Raw genomic sequence first — 17,732 nt, 5'->3', positions numbered from 1 at the left:
CAAAATTAAAATTTTTTGTCTATGAACCAGGAACCAAGAGCTAACAGCTATATTTTTAGCGTTGTTGAGGGATTCGTAATCCCTCAACCTAATTCAACATTTACAATTTAAAATTTAACATTATGAAATGCGAAATTTTGGTATTTCATTGTCAATTTTCTTTTAGAGTTATCCATTCTTCATAGAGCATGTCTAATTCTTCCTTAATTTTTTCACTCTCTTGATGGACTTCCTTGCTTTTTTCTGGATTAGAGTAGACATCAGGCTGGCACATTAAGTGATTTAATTCCTCAAGCTTTTCTTCATATTTATTTATTTTTTCCTCAAGTTTTTTTATTTTTTGCCTTACCCTTCTTCTCTCTTTCTGTTTTTCCCTTTCTTTCTTACGTTCTGCCTTTAGTTGAGTTTTAGTCTTTTTAGGCGTTTCTTCTTCAATAGAAAGATTTAACTCATTTTTCTTTTCTAGATAATAATCATAATTACCTAGATATTCTTTTATTCCATTTCTGCCTAATTCTAAAATTTTATCAGTTACTTTATTTAAAAAGTATCTATCATGGGATATTACAAGTACAGTACCTTCATAATTAATAAGAGCATCCTCTAAAACTTCTTTAGAATCTATATCAAGATGATTTGTAGGCTCATCCATAAGAAGGAAATTTGCTTCAGAAAGCATAAGTTTAAGTAAAGCCACTCTACTTCTTTCACCACCACTTAAGTCATTTATTTCCTTAAAAATATCATCACCATGAAAAAGAAATTGTCCTAACATCTTTCTAGTTTGATAATAGGTTAGGGAAGGATTGTCATCCCAAATTTCATCTATTACAGTTTTTTCAGGGTTTAAATCTGCTTGTTCCTGGTCATAGTATCCTAAATTTACGTTGTGTCCTATTATTATATTGCCATCAGTAGGTTTAATTTTTCCCATGATCATTTTAGTTAAAGTCGATTTACCGATACCATTTGGTCCTATAAGACCAACTTTTTCACCTTTATATATTCTAAAATTAACATTATTAAAAAGTTGAAAATCGTCAAAATTCTTTTTTAGTTGTTCTACTTTTAATACATCATTTCCACTTTTTACTTTAGGAATAAATCTAATTTTAGCTTTTTTTCTGTCATTTTCAGGCTTGTCTATTTTCTTCATCTTATCGAGCATCTTTTGTCTACTTTGAGCTTGTCTTATATATCGTTTACCACCATATGACATAAATCTTTTTATTATTTCCTCTTGACGCTTTATTTCTTTTTGCTGTTCTTCATATTTTTTATATAGAAGTTCCATTTCCTTTTTTCTCTTTTTCATGAAAGTTGTATAATTTCCATCATAAACTTTTAAATTAGAGTTACTTAAATAAAATATTTTACTTACAGTAGCATCTAAAAAATATCTATCATGGGATATTATTATTGCAGCACCTTTATACTCTTTGATGAACTTTTCAAGCCAATCAATTGCATCTATATCAAGATGATTTGTAGGCTCATCTAACAAAAGAATATCTGGCTTTTCAAGTAATAATTTTGCTAAAGCTATCCTTGATTTTTGTCCTCCACTTAATTGATATATTGGTTGATCAAATTGTTCTTCTTTAAACCCTAGCCCCTTTAGAACACCTTTTATTTCACTTTTGTACCCATACCCATTCTTATTTGTAAATTCTTCAGTTAAACGGGAATATTCTTCCATTAAAGGTTGAAGCCTTTGAGAATCTTCTTTTTTTCCTTCAATAGTAATTTCCTTTTCTAATTCTCTAAGTTTTTGTTCCATTTCAATTATAGGATTAAAAATTTGTAGAACCTCTTCAAATACAGTTTTATCACTATTAATTTGGGTATTTTGTTCTAAATGGCCAATTTTTGTGTTTTTGGCAATATAAATTTCCCCTTCATCCCTTGATAATTTTCCGGATAAAATATTAAATAAAGTAGATTTTCCAGTACCATTAAGTCCAACTAATCCAATTTTTTCGCCATTATTTATTGTAAAAGATATATTATCAAGAACTTTATCAACAATATAGCTCTTAGATATATTTTTACATGATAAAACTATCATGTTATTTCACTCCTTTAGGTTAAAACAAAATTTTCCTTTATCATATTAACAAATTTTACTGTTTTAAATTAATAGTTTTGTTATATTACAAAAAAATAATTTGTAAAAAAAATTACCACATTGGTTGATAAATTATTAACTTTTATATTATAATTTTAATATATTTTAATTTTATCAGAAACATAATATAAATTAAATATGGGAAAGTTATTATAAGTTATGGTAATTTACATAATTTTCACTAAATGGTATAATAACTTTGTTAACATAAATAAATATTTGATAAAAAGACAGTTGGAGGTTTGCTTTATGGGTAAAAAGAGTAAAGTATCTATGGCTGTTATAAGGAGATTACCGAAGTACTATAGATATCTAGGAGAACTTCTTGACAGGGATATAAAAAGGATTTCTTCCCAACAGCTAAGTGAATTAACAGGATTTACAGCTTCTCAGATAAGACAGGATTTAAATAATTTTGGTGGCTTTGGGCAACAGGGATATGGTTACAATGTTGAAGAGCTTCATAAACAATTAGGAAAAATATTAGGGTTACAAAAAACCTATAAAACAATTATAGTTGGTGCTGGAAACCTAGGTCAAGCAATTGCACATTATAGAGGATTTCAAAGAGAAGGTTTTAAAATGCTAGCCTTATTTGATATAAACCCTAGGTTAATAGGATTAAAACTTTGGGATATAGAGATTAAAGATGTAGAGACATTAGAAGATTTTATAAAAGAAAACGAAGTTGATATAGGGGTAATATGTACGCCAAAAGAGGTAAGCCAAGAGATTGCCGATAAACTTGTAAAAAGTGGAATCAAGGCAATTTGGAACTTTGCCCCAACAGATTTAAAAGTCTCAAAGGATGTAGTTGTTGAAAACGTTCATTTAAATGAAAGTTTATTTACATTATCATATTTATTAAAAGAAAAATTAAAAAAGGATGAAGAATAAAAGTTGGTGTCATAGACGCCAGCTTTTTTGCTATCTAAGAAAGTATATTTCTATGAACTGCTGAAATAAATACACATACTGTATTTAAGGTTTCCCTAGCGGAAGTGAGCTTTGCTCGCTTTTTTTATAATAAAGTAAAAAATATGCTAATGTTTATTTTGTACATGATATGATAAAATATATATAAGATAAAGGAAACAAACTGGAGGATTACAGATGGAAATTATAGCTTTAATTGGAGAAAGTGGAACAGGAAAAAGCCATAAGGCAATAATGATTGCTAAAGAGTTAGATATAGAATATATAATAGATGATGGGCTACTTATAAAAGGAACTAAAGTAATATCAGGTAAATCAGCTAAAAGGGAGAGCTCTATTGTTGCAGCAGTAAAAAGGGCATTATTTATGGATGAAGGTCATAAAAGAGAAGTAAAAAATGCAATAGATAAATTAAATCCTGATAAAATATTGATAATTGGTACATCAAATAGAATGGTTGAAAAAATATCTAAAGCTTTGGAACTACCGCCTATTAGTAAAAAAATATATATAGAAGAGATATCTAGTGATGAAGAAATAAAATTAGCAAAAAAGCATAGAACAAAAGAAGGGAAACATGTTATACCTGTACCGACATTTGAAATAAAGAAAGACTTTTCTGGATATTTTTTAGACAAACTAAAAATATTTTTAGGACGAAAGGATAAAGGGAAACAGGTATATGAAAAAACAGTAGTAAGACCTACATTTAGTTATTTAGGAAAATATACAATATCCCATACTGTTGTAATAGATTTAGTAAAGTTTGCTGCTAAAAAAGTTAAGGATATTTATAAGGTGGGAAGAATATATATAAATGACAGGGAAGAAGGAATAGTTATTGAAGTAGATGTCTCTATAAGATATGGGGAGCCGATAATTCCTATAATAACTGAGCTTCAGCGAAATATTATTCTAGAAGTTGAAAAAATGACATCATTAAATATATTAAATGTGAATGTATATGTAAAAAAATTAATAAAATAACATAAAAAAATGTAAAAAGTGTTTACAAAGAAAATTGAATATGATATTATTAGATTGTGAAAGATGAAAATATAAATATTACCCCTTAGGAAAAGGTTTGTTGCCAAATAATAGAAAATATTTTATTTTACACCCAGGAAAACCTTTTCCAAATAAGGGGGTTTGGGAAAACAAGTTAATTTTTTAACGAAACTTTAAAGTTATACTGTCATAAGTATGTACTTATTACAGCTATGATCATTTTATTTATAATCTATGTTCTAAGGTGTAATACTATTAATTAACCTTAGACTGAAAAATTCAGATATTTTATCTGAATTATAATCATATTACTTAAGTGAGGGGAGATGTAGGTATGTCTTATATTGAAGAAGTATTAGCAAAAGTAAAAGAAAGAGATGCTGATCAACCTGAGTTTATTCAAGCAGTTGAAGAGGTATTAAAATCATTAGAACCAGTACTTGAAAAACATCCAGAATATGTTAAAGCTAACATTTTAGGAAGAATAGTAGAACCAGAAAGACAAATAGTTTTTAGAGTGCCATGGGTTGATGATGAAGGTAATGTACAAGTTAACCGTGGATTCAGAGTTCAGTTTAATGGTGCAATAGGACCATACAAAGGTGGATTAAGATTCCATCCGTCAGTTTATCTTGGAATAATAAAATTCTTAGGCTTCGAACAAATATTCAAAAACTCACTAACTGGCCTTCCAATAGGCGGAGGTAAAGGTGGTTCAGACTTTGACCCAAGAGGTAAATCTGACGCTGAAATTATGAGATTTTGCCAAAGCTTTATGACTGAGCTTTATAAGCACATAGGTCCAGATGTTGACGTTCCAGCAGGAGATGTTGGTGTTGGTGGAAGAGAAATTGGATATCTTTATGGACAATACAGAAGAATTAGAGGTGCATTCGAAAACGGAGTATTAACTGGTAAAGGTTTAGCTTATGGTGGTAGTTTAATTAGACCAGAAGCTACTGGATTTGGTGTTACTTACTTCTGTCAAGAAATGTTAAGACATGAAGGAGAGTCTTTTGAAGGAAAAACTGTTGCTATTTCAGGATTTGGTAATGTTGCATGGGGAGCAGTTCAAAAGATTAATGAATTAGGTGGAAAAGTTGTAACATTATCAGGACCAGATGGATATATTTATGACCCAGATGGAGTTAAAGGAGAAAAAATTGAATACATGCTAGAAATGCGTGCATCTGGTAGAGATAAAGTTCAAGATTATGCTGACAAGTTTGGTGTTGAATTCTTCCCAGGAGAAAAACCATGGGGAGTTAAAGTTGATATCGCTATGCCATGTGCAGTTCAAAATGATATACGACTAGAAGATGCTAAGAAGTTAGTAGAAAATGGAGTAAAATTCGTTGCTGAAGGTGCTAACATGCCAACTACAAACGAAGCATTAGAATACCTACAAGAAAATGGAGTTATAATCGGACCAGCTAAAGCAGCAAATGCTGGTGGAGTTGCGGTATCAGCACTTGAAATGTCACAAAACAGCATGAGATTATCATGGACTAGAGAAGAAGTAGATAAGAAGCTTAATGAAATCATGGTTAATATCCACAACAATGCAATGAAGGCTGCTGAAGAATATGGATTTGGATATGACTTAGTTGCAGGAGCTAATATTGCAGGATTCTTAAAAGTTGCAGAAGCTATGCATGCACAAGGAAATTATTAAGGATAAAATAAAAACCCTTGACCCAGTTAGGTCAAGGGTTTTTTGATTTATAATATACACTCATATTTTAATAAAAATTTGGTAATAGTAAAATAAGTAAATGAAAATAAACCTAGGATTTTATACATTAAAAGGAAGTATATAGTATAAAAAAGCTTTATTCAGCTAAAAATGAATTTTACAGATTTAGCTAAATTGTGATATAATTCCTATTGAATGATATTTTAGAATTTTTTTGCAACTTTCATTTATTAAAAAACACATTTTGCAAACCTTTGCCTATCAAAAAACTTAATATTTACTAAGAATAATTACATAGGTAAACAAAACTAAAAGGAGGTCCTATTTAATGGCTGAAAAAACTTTAAATCCATTTGAAATTGCACAGCAGCAATTAAAAACAGCTTGTGACAAACTAGGAGCCGATGATGCAGTATATGAATTACTTAAGGAACCTAAAAGGGTTTTAGAAGTATCAATCCCTGTAAAGATGGATGATGGAAGTATAAAAGTATTTAAGGGTTACAGATCACAACATAATGATGCTATAGGTCCAACTAAAGGTGGTATAAGATTCCATCCAGATGTTACAAGGGATGAAGTTAAAGCATTATCAACTTGGATGACATTTAAATGTGGAGTAGTAGGTCTACCATATGGTGGAGGAAAAGGTGGAATAACTGTAGATGTAAATGAATTATCAGAGGGAGAAATAGAAAGATTATCAAGAGGATTTGCTAGAGCAATAGCTCCTATTATAGGAGATAAACAAGATATACCAGCTCCAGATGTTAATACTAATGGACAAATAATGTCATGGATGGTTGATGAATTCTCTAAAATTAAACAACAAAACGTACCAGGAGTATTTACTGGTAAGCCTGTAAGTTTTGGAGGTTCACTAGGAAGAACAGAAGCTACTGGTTATGGTGTTGCATTAATGATAAGAGAAGCTGCTAAGAAAAAAGGTCTTAAAATGGAAGACTTAAGAGTTGCAGTACAAGGATTTGGTAATGTTGGTTCATATGCTGCTATGTATGCAGAAGAATTTGGTGCAAAAGTAGTTGCAGTTTCAGATTCATCTGCTTGTATAATAAATGAAAAGGGCCTTGATGTAAAAGCAGTAATGAAGCATAGAGAAGAAAATGGTAAGCTTTCAGGTTTTGAAGGAGCAGAGAGAGAAGAACATAGAGATGAGATATTTAAAGTTGAACCAGAAGTATTTGCACCATGTGCATTAGAAAACGCTATCACTAGTGAAAATGTAAATGACTTAACTGCTAAAATAATATGTGAAGGTGCAAATGGTCCTACAACTCCAGAAGCTGACAAGGTTCTTTATGATAAAGGAGTATTAGTAGTTCCAGATATATTAGCAAATGCTGGTGGAGTTACAGTTTCATACTTTGAATGGGTACAAAACTTAATGAACTACTATTGGAGCTTCGAAGAAGTACAAGAAAAACAAGAAAAATTAATGGTAGATGCATTCAATAAGATTTTTGAAATAATGGAAGAACACAAAGTAGATATGAGAACTGCTGCATATATGATGTCAATTAAGAGAATAGCTGAAGCTATGAAGCTTAGAGGTTGGTATTAATTACTATTAAAATTAAATAGAGATAAAAGGCTGGTGGTTTTAATCCACCAGCTTTTTTTCTGTAATGAAACTTTAAATACAATTTACAATTAACAATGGACAATTAAGAATTAGAAGTGCAATTGAGAATTGATAATGGAGAATTGAGAATTTAAAGAAAAAAATTAGTTATTAGTGGCTGGTGATTAGTGGTTAGGGAAAGCAGTTTACAATTAAAGAAATTAAAAATTGAAAATGTAAAATGGAAAATTACAAAATACAGTTATTAGCTTTTGGCTCCTAGTTCCTAGCCAAAAAAGTTTTTAATTTTACTAAGAGCTGAGAGCAAAGAGCTAGGAACTGCTTTTAATAGCAAGAACTTAGTAAGATGTTTTTCTAATTAATAATCTTCATAGAATTACTAAAACCCAACCACTACCCACTAACCACCAAAAACTGCATTTAAAAGTAACGGTCCTCGAAGGCTACACCTCCTGGCATAGTAACATATCTTTTACTAATCACAATGTTTATAAATTAACTTTATTGGGAAAATATATATTATCAATCCAAATAAGGGAAGGTGGAATAATGGATTACAATATTATATATGAAGATAACAGAGTAATAGTTGATGATATAAAGGATTTTGAACCAAAGCATATATTTGAATGTGGGCAATGTTTTAGATGGAATGAAGAAAGTGATGGTAGCTATACAGGAGTTGCAAAGAAAAAAGTCATTAATGTAAAAAAAGAGGATAACAGGGTAATTTTCTCGAATACTAATAGGGACGATTTTGATAATATATGGTATAATTATTTTGATTTAGATAGAGATTATGGTGAGATTAAAGAGATATTAGCTAAGGATGAAGTGTTAAATAAAGCAATAAAGTTTGGATATGGTATAAGAATACTTAAACAGGATGAATGGGAAACACTTATATCTTTTATAATTTCAGCAAATAACAGAATACCGATGATAAAAAAGGCAATTGAAACACTAAGTAAGAGGTATGGAGAGTTTGTAGGTGAGTATAATGGAAAAAAATTCTATAGCTTTCCAACTTCCAAAACATTAGCCAATCTTAGGGTTGATGAAATAAAGGAATGTGGTACAGGGTTTAGAGCAAAATACATAGCAAATGCAGCAAATGTAGTGGCTGGTAAGCAAATGGATATATACAGATTAAGAAACATGCCTACAGTAGATGCAAGAAGGGAATTAATAAGGTTTTCTGGAGTAGGACCTAAAGTATCAGATTGTATAATGCTTTTTTCTATGGAAAAGTATGATGCCTTCCCAATAGATGTGTGGGTAAAAAGGGTTATGGAGTATTTTTACTTAAAAGAGGATACAAAATTGAAAGATATACAAAACTATGCCCAAGATAAATTTGGCAAATATGCTGGATTTGCACAGCAGTATCTTTTTTATTATGCTAGGGAACTAGGAATAGGGAAGTAAATATAATTGATAATTTACAATTGACAATTAAACACAATTGAAAATTAAAAATGTAAAATTGAAAATGGATAAGTTAGTGGTTAGTAGCATGTCGTTAGTAGAAAGTTAATGTTGAGGGATTACCAATCCCTCAATAACGCTAAGAGGGACCATAGAGTTTTTCTTCTAAGGCAAAGTAACGGACCAATAAATACAATTGAGAATGGAGAATTGAGAATTGACAATTAAAAGAAAAAGACTTCATAGTGTTACTTATTAGGTTAAATAACAGACCATAAAGTCTAGCGTCTATGACCAAGCAACGGACACCGGAGGCTAGACATCTTAGGCATAGTAACGGACAACAGAGCCTTGCTCCAAAGGTCAAGTAACGGACCTCAACGCATCACTACTGAGGTTAAGTAACGGACTACGTAGCCTTGACTCCTTAGGTCTAAGTAACGGACTACAAAGCATAACTTCTTAGGCTTAAGTAACGGACCTCAACGCATCACTACTGAGGTTAAGTAACGGACATCTTAGACTCTCCTCTGAGGTCAAAGTAACGGACCACAAAGAATGTCTACTTGGTCAAATAACTGTTTTCACCAATAACTAACAACTAGAAGCTATAGTTAGAAGGGGGACTGAATAATGTTAGGTACTATAGTAAATTCCTTATCAATCATGTTTGGAGGAATATTAGGAACTGTATTTAAAAATGGCTTAAAGGACAAGTATAAAGATACAGTAATGCAAGGAATAAGTATGGCAGTAATAGTTATAGGTCTTATGGGTGCCTTAGAATCTAAAAACATATTGCTTGTAATAGGAAGTTTAGTTATAGGAAGTCTTTTGGGTGAGTGGATTGATATAGAAGATAAACTTAACAGTTTTGGAAACTTTATAGAAAATAAAATAGGAAGGAAAAAATCTAACTTTTCTAAGGGGTTTGTTACTGCCTCTCTTATTTATTGTGTAGGAGCTATGGCCATAGTTGGAGCACTAGAAAGTGGACTTACAGGAAATCATGAAACACTTTTTGCAAAATCTATATTGGATGGAATATCTTCAATAATATTTGCATCAACATTGGGAATTGGAGTTGCCTTTTCTGCACTATCAGTTTTCATTTACCAAGGTTTTATTACAATAACCGCTTCACTAGTAAAAACATTTTTAACAGATCCAGTAATAAATGAGATGTCTGCAGTAGGTGGAATATTGATAATGGGAATAGGAATTAACATTCTTGAAATAAAGAAAATAAAGATAGGAAATATGCTACCTTCAATATTTATTCCAGTCTTTTACTATGGTTTAGTCCTACTATATAATACATTATTTTAGGAAAATATTGAGGAAGCGAGCAAAGCTCGCTTTTTTTATAACACATAGGAAATTATAATAAAATAAGAATTGTGAATAAAATATAATTTTCGTTATGTGTTTCGAAAAGTCAATCTTGAGAATCTTCTATTTCTAATAGAAGACTTTTTTATATAAAAGGGACAAGGTGAAAAATTGAGAAAAATAAAGTAAATTAATGAAAATAGAATAAATATTAACCTAAATGGATATAATACCTTTCGGTGGTTAATTATTGAAAAACACAGGGTTTGCTTACAATTCTTCTATTATATAACATTATACATGTGGGAGTTAGCACTCGGTAAGGGAGAGTGCTAACAAAATTAAAAAAGAAAACAATTTAATTAAAATAAAATACTAAGGAGGGTAAAGGTATGAACATCAAACCATTAGGTGACAGAGTTGTTATTAAAAAGATTGAAGTTGAAGAAAAGACTAAAGGTGGTATAGTATTACCAAACTCAGCTAAAGAACAACCACAAATGGCTGAGGTATTAGCTGTAGGCCCAGCGATTGCAAACGATGAGAAGAGAAAAGATGAAATCAAAGTTGGAGACAAAGTTATTTTCTCAAAATATGCAGGCACAGAAGTTAAGCTTGATGGAGAAGAATATACAATCTTAAAACTAAATGATATTTTAGCAGTAGTAGAATAATTAAATATCTACTTAACAATTATAAATGATTTAAAGCATAAAAAATAAAACTATAAAATTAACTAAAAGGAGTGAGGAAGTAATGGCTAAAGAAATTAAGTTTGGTGAAAATGCACGTCGTGCAATGGAAAAGGGAATTGACAAATTAGCTGATACAGTTAAGGTAACTTTAGGACCAAAGGGAAGAAATGTTGTTTTAGATAAAAAGTTTGGTTCACCACTAATTACAAATGATGGAGTTACTATAGCTCGTGAAATAGAGTTAAAAGATCCATATGAAAATATGGGTGCTCAATTAGTTAAAGAGGTTGCAACTAAAACTAATGATGTAGCAGGTGACGGTACTACTACAGCTACAGTATTAGCTCAAGCAATGATAAAAGAAGGTCTTAAGAACGTAGCTGCTGGTGCAAACCCAATGATCATTAGAAGAGGTATACATAAAGCTGTTGACAAAGCAGTAGAAGAAATAAAATCATTCTCAAAGTCAATTGATAGCAAAGAAGCTATAGCTCAAGTTGCTTCAATTTCAGCTGCTGATGAAGAAATAGGAAAATTAATAGCAGAAGCTATGGATAAAGTAGGAAAAGACGGAGTTATTACTGTTGAAGAATCAAAAACAATGAAAACTACTTTAGAAGTAGTAGAAGGTATGCAGTTTGATAGAGGTTACCTATCACCATACATGGTAACTGATACTGAAAAAATGGAAGCTGTATTAGAAGATGCATACATCTTAATTACTGATAAGAAGATATCAAACATTCAAGAAATATTACCATTATTAGAGCAAATAGTACAACAAGGTAAAAAGTTATTAATCATTGCTGAAGATGTAGAAGGAGAAGCACTAGCTACATTAGTTGTAAATAAACTAAGAGGAACATTCAATTGTGTTGCAGTTAAGGCTCCAGGATTTGGTGACAGAAGAAAAGAAATGTTAAGAGATATTGCTATTCTAACTGGTGGTCAAGTAGTTTCAGAAGAATTAGGATATGACTTAAAAGAAACTACTATAGATATGCTAGGTAGAGCTAGCACAGTAAAAGTAGATAAAGACAATACTACAATTGTAGGTGGAGCTGGAGATGAAGCTGCAATTAATGATAGAGTTAAGCAAATAAAAGCTCAAATAGAAGAAACTACTTCAGAATTTGATAAAGAAAAGCTACAAGAAAGATTAGCTAAGTTGGCAGGTGGAGTTGCAGTTATCGAAGTTGGTGCAGCTACTGAAACAGAAATGAAAGAAAAGAAATTAAGAATAGAAGACGCATTAGCTGCTACAAGAGCTGCAGTAGAAGAAGGAATAGTTCCAGGTGGTGGAACTGCATTAGTAAATACAATTCCAGCAGTAGAAAAATTAATTGAAGAGCTTGAAGGAGACGAAAGAACAGGTGCTAAAATAGTATTAAGAGCATTAGAAGAACCAGTAAGACAAATAGCTAAGAATGCTGGATTAGAAGGTTCAGTAATAGTAGAAAAAGTTAAAAATGAAGAAAAAGAAGTTGGATTCGATGCATTAAATCAAAAATATGTAAACATGATAGAAGCTGGTATAGTAGACCCAACTAAGGTTACAAGATCAGCTCTACAAAACGCTGGTTCAGTATCTGCAATGGTATTAACTACTGAAAGTGTAGTAGCAGATAAGGAAGAAGAAAATGAAGCTCCAGCTGCTCCACAACCAGGAATGGGCGGCGGCATGCCAATGATGTAATAAGTTTATAAAAACTCCGGGATTATCCCGGAGTTTTTATGTTTTTATTGCATACCTACATAGTTAACTCATATCTTTTCAATATATTCTTTACTTCCCTTTCACTAACCAACTTATTATTATTCCAGCCTCGCTTTTCAATTGCATCATATATAGAATATTCGATATTTTGGGTATTTGATAGGCATTCCGAAAAAATTTTACGTAATACAGGACATGGAGATTCTACAATTGCATTATTGTATGACATAGATAAATGCTTTTCTGACATTATAAGGTCATTTAATATTTCTCTCTCTGTTAAAGAATCATAGCTATTATATAAGTACATAAAAAGGCCTCCCTAGATTATTCCCTTAGATAAGAAAGTATCTTTTCAAAATTTTTCTTATGTTTTTGACTTGAATTATAACAAATGTTTTTTAGTTCAGCATCATAACACATATGAGAATAGTTTAAATATTTCTTGTATAAAAGTATTTCATGATTTAGCTGTTCCTGAATGATTAGGAGTGTTTTATAGTCTAAATCTTTCTTTTTGTCAGTTTCCACGGGAATACCTCCGAAAAATTTAAGATTATTTAATATTATTATGGCATTATATAAAAAAATATATAGCATGTAAAAAAGAGTGTTTGCCCAATAAAATAGCTTATTATACAAAAATGGCCAGTGATACAAAATAATAGTTTAAAAAATTATAAGTTTTCAACTTGACAAGCTTATATTTTTCTGATAGTTTATAAAAAAATCTATTATAGAATAATGTAGAAAAATTGAATATAATGACACTCATATAACTCTCAGAATATGGCTGAGAAGTCTCTACCAGACAACCGTAAATTGTCTGACTATGGGTGGAATTTGAAAGTCATAGTTATTTATAATTATGGCTAAAGGATATATTTATATTTTTTCAAAAAAACACAAATTCCACTCAAGGAATTTGTGTTTTTTTGTTTTTGATAAAAGTATATATCTATGTACTTTAAATGAATAATAATAGAAGAATTAAAAATTACTTTTAAAATGTAGTTTCATTAGTTATTGTTTTGTACTTATTTTAATTTTATCTATACGGGAAAATGTGAGATAATAAGTAAATAAAAGGAGGAAAATAATATGACAAAATTTTTAGGAGAAGGGTTAACTTTTGATGATGTTCTTTTAGTACCTGCAAAATCGGAAATATTACCAAAGGATGTTAGAGTAAATACTTATCTTACAAAAAAGATTAAACTTAATATACCTATTATGAGTGCGGGTATGGATACAGTTACAGAATCAAGAATGGCAATAGCTATGGCTAGAGAAGGTGGAATTGGTATAATACACAAAAATATGTCTATAGAACAGCAGGCTATGGAAGTAGATAAGGTAAAAAGGTCAGAGCATGGTGTAATAACTGATCCATTTTACTTATCATCTGAACATAAATTAGGGGATGCATTAGAGTTAATGGAAAGATACCATATATCAGGTGTTCCTATAACGGATAAAAATAGGAATCTAATTGGAATAATAACTAATAGAGATATAAGGTTTGAAACAGATACTTCAAGAAAAATTGGGGACGTAATGACAAAGGAGAATCTAGTTACAGCTAAACAAGGTATTGATATGGAAGAGGCTTTAGAGGTAATGAAAAAACATAAGATAGAGAAGCTTCCATTAGTAGATGAAGAAGGAAAACTTGCAGGGCTTATAACTATTAAGGATATAGAAAAGGCAATCCAATATCCAAATTCAGCAAAGGACGAAAATGGAAGGCTTTTAGTGGGAGCTGCTGTTGGAATTTCTAAGGATATGATGGATAGAGTTAAAGCACTTATTGATGCAAAGGTAGATGTAATTGTAATAGATACTGCCCATGGTCATTCAAAGGCTGTATTAGAAGCTGTTAAAAAAATAAAAGGAAGATTTCCAGATATACAATTAATAGCAGGTAATGTTGCTACTGCAGAAGCTACAGAGGATTTAATAAAAGCAGGTGCAGATGCTGTAAAGGTTGGTATAGGACCTGGTTCAATCTGTACAACAAGGGTTGTAGCTGGAGTAGGAGTTCCTCAAATAACTGCAGTATATAATTGTGCTGAAGCTGCTAAAAAATATGGTGTACCTGTAATAGCAGATGGTGGAATAAAGTATTCAGGGGATATACCTAAGGCAATAGCAGTGGGAGCCAATGTTGTAATGATAGGTTCATTATTTGCAGGTACAGATGAAAGTCCTGGAGAAATGGAATTATATCAAGGTAGAAGATTTAAAGTATATAGAGGTATGGGTTCTTTAGGAGCAATGGCAGCAGGTAGTAAAGATAGATATTTCCAAGAAGAAAGCAAGAAATTTGTACCTGAAGGAGTTGAAGGTAGAGTACCATATAGAGGTCCATTAAGTGATATGATATATCAGTTAGTTGGAGGACTTAAGGCTGGTATGGGATACTGTGGAGCTAAAGATATTGAAGAATTAAAGGAAAAAGCTCAGCTTATAAAGATAACACAGGCAGGACTTATAGAGAGTCATCCACACGATATTCAAATTACAAAAGAGTCACCAAACTATAGTATAGATAGATAAACTTATGAAGATGGAGGTAAAAGGGATGAAGCATGATTTAATATTAATATTAGATTTTGGAGGACAATATAGCCAATTAATAGCTAGAAGGGTTAGAGAGGCAAATGTATATTGTGAGATTGTTCCTTACAATTATCCAATAGAAAAGATAAAAGAAAAAGCACCTAAAGGAATAATTCTTTCAGGTGGCCCAGCTAGTGTATATCAAGAGAATTCACCTAAGTGTAGTGAGGAAGTATTTAATCTAGGAGTACCAGTTTTAGGAATATGTTATGGTGGTCAGCTGATGGCTGAGGTTTTAGATGGTAAAGTTAATAGAGCAGAAGGAAGGGAATATGGAAAAACAAAGTTACAGATAGTTGGTGGAGAAGAGTTATTTAAAAATGTAGGTAATACAATTGTTTCATGGATGAGCCATACAGATTTTATAGAGTCAGCACCAGAAGGATTCGAAGTAATAGCTAAGACTGATTCATGCCCAGTTGCTGCTATGGAAAATAAAGAAAAGGGACTTTATGCAGTACAATTCCATCCTGAGGTTCAACATACACAAAAGGGAAAAGAAATAATTAAAAACTTTTTAATAAGAATATGTGATTGTACTCCAGATTGGAATATGGGAGACTTTATAGAAGAAACAGTAGATAAGATAAGAAAAGAGGTTGGAGACGGAAAGGCATTATGTGCATTATCTGGTGGTGTAGATTCTTCTGTAGCAGCAGTATTAGTACATGAGGCTATAGGAGATAATCTTACTTGTATATTTGTTGACCATGGTCTACTTAGGAAAAATGAAGGAGACCAAGTAGAGAAGATATTTAGAGATAAGTTTAAAATTAATCTTATAAGAGTAAATGCACAAGAGAGATTCTTAAATAAATTAAAGGGTGTAACAGACCCTGAAAGAAAGAGAAAAATTATAGGAGAAGAATTTATTAGAGTATTTGAAGAAGAAAAGAAGAAATTAGGTAAAATTGATTACTTAGTTCAAGGGACAATTTATCCTGATGTAGTAGAAAGTGGTACAGAAACTGCATCTGTAATAAAGAGTCATCATAATGTTGGTGGATTACCAGAAGATGTTGACTTTAAAATTATTGAACCATTAAATCAACTTTTCAAAGATGAAGTAAGAGAGGTAGGAAGAGAGCTTAATATTCCAGAGGAAATAGTTAATAGACAGCCTTTCCCAGGGCCAGGATTAGCAATTAGAGTACTTGGAGAGATTACAGAAGAAAAGCTTGAAATAGTAAGGGAAGCAGACTGGATATTTAGAGAAGAAATTAAGAAAGCAGGACTTGATAGTGAAATATGGCAATACTTTGCAGCTTTACCTGATATAAAGAGTGTAGGTGTAATGGGAGATGAAAGAACCTATGCCTATACTATAGCCCTTCGTGCAGTTACTAGTACTGATGGTATGACAGCAGATTGGGCAAGGATACCATTTGATGTATTAGAGAAAATTTCAAATAAGATAGTAAATAATGTTGATGGTGTAAATAGGGTAGTATATGATATAACATCAAAACCTCCTGCAACTATTGAATGGGAGTAGGGAAAACAATTGAGAATATATTTGTTAGTAGTTAGTAGCATGTAGTTAGTAAATACAGTTGTTAGCTTTTGAATCCTTGTTCCTAGCCAAAAAAGTTTTTAATTTTACTAAGAGCTGAGAGCAAAGAGCTAGGAACTGCTTTTAAAAAGCAATTGACAATGGACAATTGAGAATTGAGAATTTAAAGAAAATAATAGTTATTAGTGGCTGGTGGTTAGGGAATACAATTGAGAATTGATAATGGACAATTGAGAATTGAGAATTTAAAGAAAATAATAGTTATTAGTGGCTGGTGGTTAGTGGTTAGGGAAAGCAATTTACAATTTACAATTAAAGAAATTAAAAATTGAAAATGTAAAATGGAAAATTACAAAATACAGTTATTAGCTTTTGGCTCCTAGTTCCTAGCCAAAAAAGTTTTTAATTTTACTAAGAGCTGAGAGCAAAGAGCTAGGAACTGCTTTTAATAGCAAGAACTTAGTAAGATGTTTTTCTAATTAATAATCTTCATAGCATTACTAAAACCCAACCACTACCCACTAACCACCAAAAACTGCATTTAAAAGTAACGGTCATCGAAGCATGGCATCCTAAGTCAAGTAACGGACATCTTAGATTTACTTCCTTGGTAAAGTAACGGACTGCGAAGCTTTACTACATAGGTATAGTAACGGACCTCAACGTGCTACTTCTCTGGTATAGTAACGGAGCACTACTTCTTAGGTCTAAGTAACAGACTTTAACACATTACTTCCTGGGTCTAGCCTAGTGACAATAAATTCCAAACTCTAAACATAAAATAAAAGAGAATGTTCGGGTCTGGCTAAATAAATATAATAAAAAATCGTAAAATATTCGTAAAAAATATTGACTTATACATGCTAATCTGTTAATATGTAAGTGCAGTAAAAATTGATATCGAATCACTCATATAATCCTTGGAATATGGCTAGGGAGTTTCTACCAGGTGACCGTAAATCACCTGACTATGAGTGAAAGTGTACCTAGGGTTCCGGAGAAGTGTTTTTATGTACTTCTTGTCTGGTCCAAGCGGTACAGGTATTGATTCATC

Annotated in this window: 14 protein-coding genes and 2 riboswitches; of the genes, 11 read left to right on the top strand and 3 right to left on the bottom strand. The window is 31.4% G+C overall.

Annotation, left to right across the window (positions count from 1 at the left end):
- Positions 1–151: 151 nt before the first annotated feature.
- Positions 152–2,068, bottom strand: a complete 1,917-nt coding sequence (gene abc-f / locus BET03_RS12940; protein ID WP_120170715.1) for a ribosomal protection-like ABC-F family protein — start codon at positions 2,066–2,068, stop codon at positions 152–154.
- 309 nt (positions 2,069–2,377) lie between these two features.
- On the opposite strand from abc-f, the gene BET03_RS12935 reads away from it, so the two are divergent.
- The 8 genes from BET03_RS12935 to groL all read left to right on the top strand — a co-directional run bounded on the left by BET03_RS12935 (position 2,378) and on the right by groL (position 12,522).
- The gene (locus BET03_RS12935) at positions 2,378–3,025 is read left to right on the top strand and encodes a redox-sensing transcriptional repressor Rex (RefSeq protein WP_120170714.1); all 648 of its coding nucleotides are present in this window, start codon (positions 2,378–2,380) and stop codon (positions 3,023–3,025) included.
- A 216-nt stretch (positions 3,026–3,241) separates the two neighbouring features.
- Positions 3,242–4,051: an Asp23/Gls24 family envelope stress response protein gene (locus tag BET03_RS12930; RefSeq protein WP_120170713.1), complete on the top strand. Its 810-nt coding sequence runs from the start codon at positions 3,242–3,244 to the stop codon at positions 4,049–4,051.
- Positions 4,052–4,406: 355 nt separating this feature from the next.
- Entirely contained in the window at positions 4,407–5,747 is a 1,341-nt protein-coding gene (gene gdhA / locus BET03_RS12925) for an NADP-specific glutamate dehydrogenase (protein WP_120170712.1), read from the top strand.
- Positions 5,748–6,096: 349 nt separating this feature from the next.
- The gene (locus BET03_RS12920) at positions 6,097–7,350 is read left to right on the top strand and encodes a Glu/Leu/Phe/Val family dehydrogenase (protein WP_120170711.1); all 1,254 of its coding nucleotides are present in this window, start codon (positions 6,097–6,099) and stop codon (positions 7,348–7,350) included.
- 570 nt (positions 7,351–7,920) lie between these two features.
- On the top strand, positions 7,921–8,799 hold the full coding sequence (locus BET03_RS12915; RefSeq protein WP_120170710.1) for a DNA-3-methyladenine glycosylase family protein: 879 nt from the start codon (positions 7,921–7,923) through the stop codon (positions 8,797–8,799).
- A 633-nt stretch (positions 8,800–9,432) separates the two neighbouring features.
- Complete coding sequence (locus tag BET03_RS12910; RefSeq protein WP_120170709.1) at positions 9,433–10,128, top strand: DUF554 domain-containing protein; 696 nt, start codon at positions 9,433–9,435, stop codon at positions 10,126–10,128.
- A 395-nt stretch (positions 10,129–10,523) separates the two neighbouring features.
- Positions 10,524–10,805 (top strand): co-chaperone GroES, encoded by a 282-nt coding sequence (locus tag BET03_RS12905; RefSeq protein WP_120170708.1) that lies wholly within the window; start codon positions 10,524–10,526, stop codon positions 10,803–10,805.
- An 82-nt stretch (positions 10,806–10,887) separates the two neighbouring features.
- Entirely contained in the window at positions 10,888–12,522 is a 1,635-nt protein-coding gene (gene groL, locus BET03_RS12900) for a chaperonin GroEL (protein WP_120170707.1), read from the top strand.
- A 55-nt stretch (positions 12,523–12,577) separates the two neighbouring features.
- Here the strand turns inward: groL and BET03_RS12895 are convergent, their stop codons facing one another.
- Both BET03_RS12895 and BET03_RS12890 read right to left on the bottom strand, forming a co-directional pair.
- Positions 12,578–12,853 (bottom strand): spore coat protein, encoded by a 276-nt coding sequence (locus tag BET03_RS12895; RefSeq protein ID WP_120170706.1) that lies wholly within the window; start codon positions 12,851–12,853, stop codon positions 12,578–12,580.
- 17 nt (positions 12,854–12,870) lie between these two features.
- On the bottom strand, positions 12,871–13,074 hold the full coding sequence (locus BET03_RS12890) for a hypothetical protein (protein WP_120170705.1): 204 nt from the start codon (positions 13,072–13,074) through the stop codon (positions 12,871–12,873).
- 220 nt (positions 13,075–13,294) lie between these two features.
- Positions 13,295–13,396, top strand: a riboswitch (purine riboswitch).
- Between the two features lie 248 nt (positions 13,397–13,644).
- Here BET03_RS12890 and guaB point away from each other — a divergent pair.
- The 3 genes from guaB to BET03_RS14015 all read left to right on the top strand — a co-directional run bounded on the left by guaB (position 13,645) and on the right by BET03_RS14015 (position 17,010).
- Positions 13,645–15,102 (top strand): IMP dehydrogenase, encoded by a 1,458-nt coding sequence (gene guaB / locus BET03_RS12885; RefSeq protein WP_120170704.1) that lies wholly within the window; start codon positions 13,645–13,647, stop codon positions 15,100–15,102.
- Between the two features lie 25 nt (positions 15,103–15,127).
- Positions 15,128–16,660: a glutamine-hydrolyzing GMP synthase gene (guaA, locus tag BET03_RS12880; RefSeq protein WP_120170703.1), complete on the top strand. Its 1,533-nt coding sequence runs from the start codon at positions 15,128–15,130 to the stop codon at positions 16,658–16,660.
- Positions 16,661–16,887: 227 nt separating this feature from the next.
- Positions 16,888–17,010 carry a hypothetical protein gene (locus BET03_RS14015; protein ID WP_279230411.1) on the top strand — a complete coding sequence of 41 codons (123 nt, stop codon included), beginning with the start codon at positions 16,888–16,890 and terminating at the stop codon, positions 17,008–17,010.
- A 557-nt stretch (positions 17,011–17,567) separates the two neighbouring features.
- Positions 17,568–17,669: riboswitch (purine riboswitch) on the top strand.
- The last annotated feature ends 63 nt before the right edge of the window (positions 17,670–17,732 follow it).

The sequence above is a fragment of the Thermohalobacter berrensis genome, from assembly GCF_003609645.1.
GTDB lineage: Bacteria > Bacillota > Clostridia > Tissierellales > Thermohalobacteraceae > Thermohalobacter > Thermohalobacter berrensis.
This window is presented reverse-complemented; position numbering and strand designations above follow the sequence as displayed.

Bases quoted from the DNA above. Each gene is read 5' to 3' on its own strand.
- abc-f (WP_120170715.1), bottom strand. From the start codon at position 2,068: ATGATAGTTTTATCATGTAAAAATATATCTAAGAGCTATATTGTTGAT.
- BET03_RS12935 (WP_120170714.1), top strand. From the start codon at position 2,378: ATGGGTAAAAAGAGTAAAGTATCTATGGCTGTTATAAGGAGATTACCG.
- BET03_RS12930 (WP_120170713.1), top strand. From the start codon at position 3,242: ATGGAAATTATAGCTTTAATTGGAGAAAGTGGAACAGGAAAAAGCCAT.
- gdhA (WP_120170712.1), top strand. From the start codon at position 4,407: ATGTCTTATATTGAAGAAGTATTAGCAAAAGTAAAAGAAAGAGATGCT.
- BET03_RS12920 (WP_120170711.1), top strand. From the start codon at position 6,097: ATGGCTGAAAAAACTTTAAATCCATTTGAAATTGCACAGCAGCAATTA.
- BET03_RS12915 (WP_120170710.1), top strand. From the start codon at position 7,921: ATGGATTACAATATTATATATGAAGATAACAGAGTAATAGTTGATGAT.
- BET03_RS12910 (WP_120170709.1), top strand. From the start codon at position 9,433: ATGTTAGGTACTATAGTAAATTCCTTATCAATCATGTTTGGAGGAATA.
- BET03_RS12905 (WP_120170708.1), top strand. From the start codon at position 10,524: ATGAACATCAAACCATTAGGTGACAGAGTTGTTATTAAAAAGATTGAA.
- groL (WP_120170707.1), top strand. From the start codon at position 10,888: ATGGCTAAAGAAATTAAGTTTGGTGAAAATGCACGTCGTGCAATGGAA.
- BET03_RS12895 (WP_120170706.1), bottom strand. From the start codon at position 12,853: ATGTACTTATATAATAGCTATGATTCTTTAACAGAGAGAGAAATATTA.
- guaB (WP_120170704.1), top strand. From the start codon at position 13,645: ATGACAAAATTTTTAGGAGAAGGGTTAACTTTTGATGATGTTCTTTTA.
- guaA (WP_120170703.1), top strand. From the start codon at position 15,128: ATGAAGCATGATTTAATATTAATATTAGATTTTGGAGGACAATATAGC.